Source organism: Nocardioides sp. (assembly GCF_047606145.1).
Taxonomy (GTDB): Bacteria; Actinomycetota; Actinomycetes; order Propionibacteriales; family Nocardioidaceae; genus Nocardioides.
This window is the reverse complement of record NZ_JASGET010000052.1, coordinates 1-6,294: the sequence shown is the minus strand read 5'-3', so window position 1 is coordinate 6,294 and position 6,294 is coordinate 1. Positions and strand designations below refer to the sequence as shown.

Annotated in this window: 6 protein-coding genes and 1 pseudogene; 3 read left to right on the top strand and 4 right to left on the bottom strand. The window is 71.8% G+C overall.

Annotated features, from left to right (window positions below):
* Positions 1-804: pseudogene (locus QM638_RS06930) on the top strand (polyketide antibiotic transporter); the annotation flags it as partial.
* Between the two features lie 10 nt (positions 805-814).
* A complete protein-coding gene (locus tag QM638_RS06925) occupies positions 815-1,720 on the top strand; it encodes a phosphotransferase (RefSeq protein ID WP_415141221.1) in 906 nt (301 codons plus the stop codon).
* Between the two features lie 55 nt (positions 1,721-1,775).
* On the opposite strand, the gene QM638_RS06920 is transcribed toward QM638_RS06925, so the two are convergent.
* Positions 1,776-2,708: a neutral zinc metallopeptidase gene (locus tag QM638_RS06920; protein ID WP_415141220.1), complete on the bottom strand. Its 933-nt coding sequence runs from the start codon at positions 2,706-2,708 to the stop codon at positions 1,776-1,778.
* A 79-nt stretch (positions 2,709-2,787) separates the two neighbouring features.
* Here QM638_RS06920 and QM638_RS06915 point away from each other — a divergent pair, with 79 nt between their 5' ends.
* A complete protein-coding gene (locus QM638_RS06915) occupies positions 2,788-4,386 on the top strand; it encodes an ABC-F family ATP-binding cassette domain-containing protein (RefSeq protein WP_415141219.1) in 1,599 nt (532 codons plus the stop codon).
* 19 nt (positions 4,387-4,405) lie between these two features.
* Here QM638_RS06915 and QM638_RS06910 read toward each other — a convergent pair whose 3' ends face one another.
* From QM638_RS06910 to QM638_RS06900, 3 genes are all read right to left on the bottom strand, one after another.
* Positions 4,406-5,551 (bottom strand): RNA polymerase sigma factor, encoded by a 1,146-nt coding sequence (locus QM638_RS06910; protein ID WP_415141222.1) that lies wholly within the window; start codon positions 5,549-5,551, stop codon positions 4,406-4,408.
* A gap of 35 nt (positions 5,552-5,586) precedes the next feature.
* Positions 5,587-5,943: a YciI family protein gene (locus tag QM638_RS06905; RefSeq protein WP_415141218.1), complete on the bottom strand. Its 357-nt coding sequence runs from the start codon at positions 5,941-5,943 to the stop codon at positions 5,587-5,589.
* 104 nt (positions 5,944-6,047) lie between these two features.
* Positions 6,048-6,294, bottom strand: a 247-nt coding sequence (locus tag QM638_RS06900; RefSeq protein ID WP_415141217.1) for a hypothetical protein, incomplete at its 5' end; no start/stop codon positions are given.

The window sequence follows — 6,294 nt, the reverse complement described above, 5'->3', positions numbered from 1 at the left end:
CGCGACATCGGGCGCGGCATCCTCGCCGATCGGCGGGGACCGGCCGCGGCCGGACGCTGGCTGGGCAGCGGGCTCGGGCTCGCCTGGCGCCTGCAGCGCGGCAGCGTGCTCGGCTGGGCGATCGGACTCTTCCTCGGTGGTCTCGCCTACGGGTCGATCGGAGACGACGTGGGCGATCTGATCGGGGACGGCGCGACGGCGCGCGAGATGTTCGCTCAGGCGGGCAGCCTGGTGGACGGGTTCTACGCCACCGCGGTCCTGATGCTGGCGCTGATCGGATCGGGGTTCGCGATCTCCTCGGCGCTTCGGCCACTCGGCGAGGAGGAGTCCGGGCGGACCGAGGCCCTGCTCGCCACCGGGCTCTCGCGCCGTCGCTGGCTCGCGGACCAGATCGTGGTGACCGTCGCCGGATCGGCGGTCGTGCTCGTCGGAGCCGGGCTCGGCCTGGGGCTCGGCTACGCCCTGGTCACCGGCGATGGCGGGGCGATCGCCCGGCTGGGAGCGCCGATCATCGCCCAGCTCGCCCCGGTGCTGGTGCTCAGCGGGTTCGCGCGGCTGCTCTACGGCCTCGCGCCGCGACTGCTGCCGCTCGCCTGGCTGCTGCTCGGGCTGTGTGGCGTGGTGATGCTGTTCGGTGAGCTGTGGCGGCTGCCCGGATGGCTGCGAGGACTCTCCCCGTTCGACCACCTGGCGCTCGTCCCGGCGGAGTCGTTCCGGTGGGGGCCGGTGCTGGCCGTCGGCGCGGTGGCCGTCTTCCTGAGCGTCGCGGGTCAGGTCGCGTTCTCCCGGCGCGACATCGGCTAGCGTCGCCCTCATGTGGCAGCCCGAGGCCGACTGGGTGGCGTTGCCGGGTGGCACTGGCATGTCCACCCTCGGCGTGTGGCGGGCGGCCCTCGGCGATCGGGCGGTGGCGATCAAGCGGCTCGTCGTCCCGGCGCCGTACGACCCCGGCGTGCTCTCCGACCCACGCCACTTCGCCTACTGGCGCCGGGACGCGGACGTGGCCGGCTACCGGCTCGTCGAGGACACCCCGGGCATGGTGGGTACGCCGACCGCGGTGGAGGAGGACGCCGACGGCATCACCCTGGTCTCGGACTGGGTCGAGGATGCCGCGAACTCGGGCCTGTTCGTGGCGCTCGGCCTGGCCCGGTTCGCCGGTGCCGAGCTCAGACACATCCGCTGGCTGGCCCGCAACCAGTTGCGCGACCGCCTCACCAGGGTCGCCGAGCAGGGCGGTTGGCGCACGCTGGCTCGTACCACCGCGGCGGACGTGGCCGAGGAGCTGTGGCGTCGTCGCGGCCGTCTCCTGGACCGGCTCGATGCGCTGCCGCAGGTGGCCCAGCACGGTGATCCCACGCCGGCCAACCTGCCGGGTCGCGACGGCGACCGGCTGGTGGCGATCGACTGGTCGAGCCTGGGCTATGGCCCGGTCGGCGCGGACCTCGGGCTGTATCTGCTGACCGCCCGCGAGGAGTTCGAGCCGCTGCTGGACGCCTACCTGCTCGGGCTCCCGGACGGCCTGGCCACCCGTGAGCAGGTCGTCCTCGGTGCCCAGGTGAGCGCGGTCTACACCGCGATGAGCAGGGCGGAGTGGGCGCTGGCCAGGGTGGCCGGCGGCGAGGGCGCCCTGGTCGGCAAGTTCCGGCATCCCGCGGTGGCGCCCCACCTGCGCACCCTGCAGCGACAGTCCGCCCTGGTCGAGGCGCTGCTGAGCGCCTGAGGTCGATCGGGCCGACACCCAGGACGCGGCGTCGCGAGCTGCCGCCCGGGAGGGATCAGGGGCTGGTCAGGTCCCGCGCCGAGAAGGTGTCACAGGCGTCGATGTCGTCGCCGGCGTTCCGGCCCGCGTCGAACCAGGCCTCCCGCTCGGCCGAGGAGCCGTGCGTCCACGACTCCGGGTTCGATCCGCCCTGCGTCCTGTTCTGGATGTAGTCGTCGCCGACGGTGTGCGCGGCGGCGATCGCCTCGGAGATGTCGCTGGCCGAGATGTCCTCGATCAGGCCGTCGCCCTCGGCCGCGGCGGTCCACATCCCGGCGTAACAGTCGGCCTGGAGCTCGAGTCGCACCGAGTCGGAGTCGGCCCCCTGCTGGGTCTTGACCCTGCTCATCGTGCCGAGCAGGTTCTGGATGTGGTGGCCGTACTCGTGGGCGATCACGTAGGCACGCACGAAGGGGGAGTCCGTGCCCCCGAGCTGGGCGTAGACGGTGGTGAAGAAGTCGGTGTCCAGATAGATGGTGGAGTCGCCGGGACAGTAGAAGGGGCCCACGTCGCTGGTCGCCGTCCCGCAGCCGTCGGTGCTCACCGAGCCGTGGAAGACCACGATGCCCTTCTCCGCCTCGAAGCTGCTCGTCACCTGCGGCTGGTCGCTCCAGTAGTCGGTCAGCGAGTTCTCGATCGCGACCAGGGCGCACTCGGAATGCTGGTTGGCGTCCTCGCCCGTCTGACAGCTGGAGTAGTCGTAGGCCGACCCGCCGGAGAGCGAGGATCCGCTGATCGTGGAGGCGTCGAGACCGCCGCCACCGCCGGAGGAGGAGAGGAAGTAGATCACCACCGCGATGACGATCACCACGAGTCCACCACCGGCCTTGAGGCCGCCCGGGACGGGGATGCCGGCCCCGGACCCCAGGGCGCCGCCCCGGCCGGCGCGTCCCGAGCCGCCGCTGCGGGTGCGCGAGGTGTCGAGCCTCGCCTTGGGGTTGAAGCGCATGGTCGCCTCCCAGGAGACAGGCGCGCCTGCGCCGCGGATTCGAGGGGCACGCCGCCCGCCCCATAGACTAGTCACGATCATGATCACCGCCCACGACCTGGAAGTCCGCGTCGGGGCGCGCCTTCTGATGGAGCATGTCTCGCTTCGTGTGGGGCCCGGCGACAAGGTGGGTCTGGTCGGTCGCAACGGGGCCGGCAAGACGACGCTGACGAAGGTGCTCGCCGGCGACCTGTTGCCCGCGTCCGGGAGCGTCACCCGGACCGGCGAGTTGGGCTACCTTCCGCAGGACCCGCGCGTCGGCGACCCGGAGATCCCGGTCAAGGAGCGGATCCTCTCCGCCCGCGGTCTCGACGCCGCCGTACGGGCGATGCGGGAGGCGGAGGCCCAGATGGGCTCCGAGGATCCGCACGCGCGCGAGCGTGCCATGCGTCGCTACCAGCGAGCGCAGGACGCGCTCGACGCCGGGGGCGGCTACGCGGCCGAGTCCGAGGCGATCCAGATCGCGGGCTCGCTCGGCATCCCGGATCGGTTGATGGAGCAGCCGCTCGGCACCCTCTCCGGGGGGCAGCGGCGGCGGGTGGAGCTGGCCCGGATCCTCTTCTCCGGCGCCGACGTGCTCATCCTGGACGAGCCGACCAACCACCTCGATGCCGACTCGATCGTCTGGCTGCGGGACTGGATGCGGACCTACAAGGGCGGCTTCATCGTCATCTCCCACGACAACGAGCTGTTGGAGCAGACCGTCAACCGGGTGCTGCATCTAGACGCCAACCGGGAGACGATCGACACCTACAACATGGGGTGGCGGCACTACCTGACCCAGCGCGAGACCGACGAGAAGCGCCGCAAGCGCGAGCTGCTCAACGCGCAGAACAAGGCGAAGACGCTCACGGACCAGGCCAACAAGATGCGGGCCAAGGCGACCAAGGCCACCGCGGCGCAGAACATGCTCAAGCGGGCCGAGCGGCTGCTCGCCGGGGTCGAGGGGGAGCGGCGGGCGGACAAGGTGGCGGCGATCGCGTTCCCCTCGCCCGCGCCCTGCGGCAAGACGCCTCTCACCGCGGCGGGTCTGTCGAAGTCGTACGGCTCGCTGGAGGTCTTCACCGACGTCGACCTGGCCATCGACAAGGGCTCCCGGGTGGTCATCCTCGGGCTCAACGGTGCCGGCAAGACGACGCTGCTGCGGATCCTGGCCGGGGTCGACAAGCCGGACACCGGCATGGTCGTGCCCGGTCACGGGCTCAAGGTCGGCTACTACGCCCAGGAACACGAGACGCTGGACGTCGGCCGATCCGTGCTGGAGAACATGGCCTACGCCGCCCCGCAGCTGACCGACACCGATGCCCGCTCCGTGCTCGGCTCGTTCCTGTTCACCGGGGAGGACGTGCACAAGCCGGCGGGCGTGCTCTCCGGCGGCGAGAAGACCCGGCTCGCGCTCGCCGCACTGGTGGTCTCCAGTGCGAACGTCCTGCTGCTCGACGAGCCGACCAACAACCTCGACCCGGCCTCGCGGGAGGAGGTGCTCGACGCCATCCGGCGCTACCAGGGTGCGATCGTGCTGGTCACCCACGACGAGGGTGCCGTGCACGCCCTCGAGCCGGACCGGGTGCTGATCCTGCCCGACGGCGTGGAGGATCTGTGGAACGAGTCCTACGCCGATCTGGTCTCTCTGGTCTGAGCGAGGCGCGCGCACTCGCTCACAGCTGCGCGAGCCGACGGGCCAGGAGTCGACGCTCGGGCTCGGTGGTGGCCAACCGCACGGCACGCTCGAACGCCGCACGGGCCTCCTGGTCGCGGCCGAGGCGGCGTAGCAGCTCGGCCCGGGTGGAATGCAGGTAGCGGTACTCGTCGAGATCGAGGGAGTCGACGAGCTCGAGTGCTCGCTCGGGCTCGCCCGCCTCGGCGATGGCCACCGCCCGGTTCAGGGTGACCACCGGCGAGCCGGTGAGGCGCTCGAGCCGCTCGTAGAGAAGGGTGATCTCGTGCCAGTCGATCTCGTCGTCGGCCTGCAGCGAGGCGATCGCCGCCTGGAGCACATACGGCCCCGTCGCCGGCCGCAGGGCCAGCGCCCGATCGAGTGCGGACCGGCCGGCCTCGACCTCGGCCCGGTCATGGAGCGAGCGGTCCTGCTCCGCGAGCGGGACCAGCTCGTCGCCCACCACCCGCGCCCGTCGACGTGAGTCGTGCAGCAGCATCAGGGCCAGTAGCCCGTACGCCTCGGGCTCGTCGGCCATCAACTCGGTCAGCAGCCGGCCCAGCCGGATCGCCTCGGCGGCGAGATCGCTGCGCTCGGGATAGCCCTCGTTGAAGATCAGGTAGACCACCGCGAGCACCGTCGAGAGCCGGTCCGGCAGCACCCGGTCGGCTGGCACCGCGAACGGGATCCCGGTCGCCTTGATCTTGGCCTTGGCCCGGGAGAGGCGGCGTTTCATCGTCTCCTCGGAGACGAGGAAGGCGTGCGCGATCTGCTCGGTGCTGAGACCGCCCAGCGCCCGGAGCGTCAGCGCCACCTGCGCGTGGGTGGCCAACGCCGGATGGCAGCAGGCGAAGATCAGCTCGAGGCGCTCGTCGCCGATCGTGCCGTCGTCGAGGTCGAGGTCGAGGTCGAGGTCGTCCATCATCGCGGTCCCTCGGTCGTGGGGGAGCAGGCGGAGCTTGTCGGTCAGCACCCGCTCGCGGCGCAGCCGGTCGATGGCACGGTTGCGGCCGGTGGTCACCAGCCAGGCGACCGGGTGCCGTGGCATCCCGTCGCGGGGCCACCGCTCGGCGGCGATCGCGAAGGCCTCCTGTGCGGCGTCCTCGGCGAGGTCGAGGTCGCCGAGGACGCCGCACAGGGATGCCAGGACGCGGCTCCAGTCGCGCCGGAAGACCTCCTCGATCAGAAGGCGTCCTCGGTCGGGATCTCCACCACCGGGCGGACCTCGACCGCGCCGCCGAGCCGGATCGCCGGGATCCGCTGGACGAACTCCAAGGCCTCGTCCAGGTCGGCCGCCTCGAGCACGTAGTAGCCGCCGAGCACCTCCTTGGTGTCGGCGAACGGGCCGTCGGTGATCAAGGCGTCGCCGAGGCTGTGACGCACGGTGGTCGCGGTCTCGGCGGGCTTCAGATGGGCGCCGCCGAGACAGCGCGGGTCCTCCCGCAGCGCCAGATACTCGGCATTGACCGGCCGGTACTCCTCCGGCTCGAGCGCCTCATGGCTGCCGGGCTTGGGATAGATGAGCAGTGCGTACCTCATGAGCTGCCTCCTTCGGGGATCATCTCTCATCATCGAGACGAACGGCCGGTGCCATGGGGGACAGTGGCCGTCGAGCTTTCTCCGATGTCGGCCGGTGGATCAGCTCAGCTCTTCGACTTCTCCTTGGCGTACGCCGCCTGGTAGGCCTGCCGCACGGCCTGGCGATGCGCGTTCTTGGCGGCGCGGCGCTCCTTGCGCGCGGCCAGGCCGTGCCGGGCCGAGACCTGGTCGGCGGCGACCGGCCCGGAGGCAACGGGCTCGGAGGCGACGGGCTCGACCGGAGCCGGCCGGGACGGGACCGCCGCGGCCGTCGGCTGGGCGTCGTCGGCGGGCGGCCCTCCGACCCCGGCG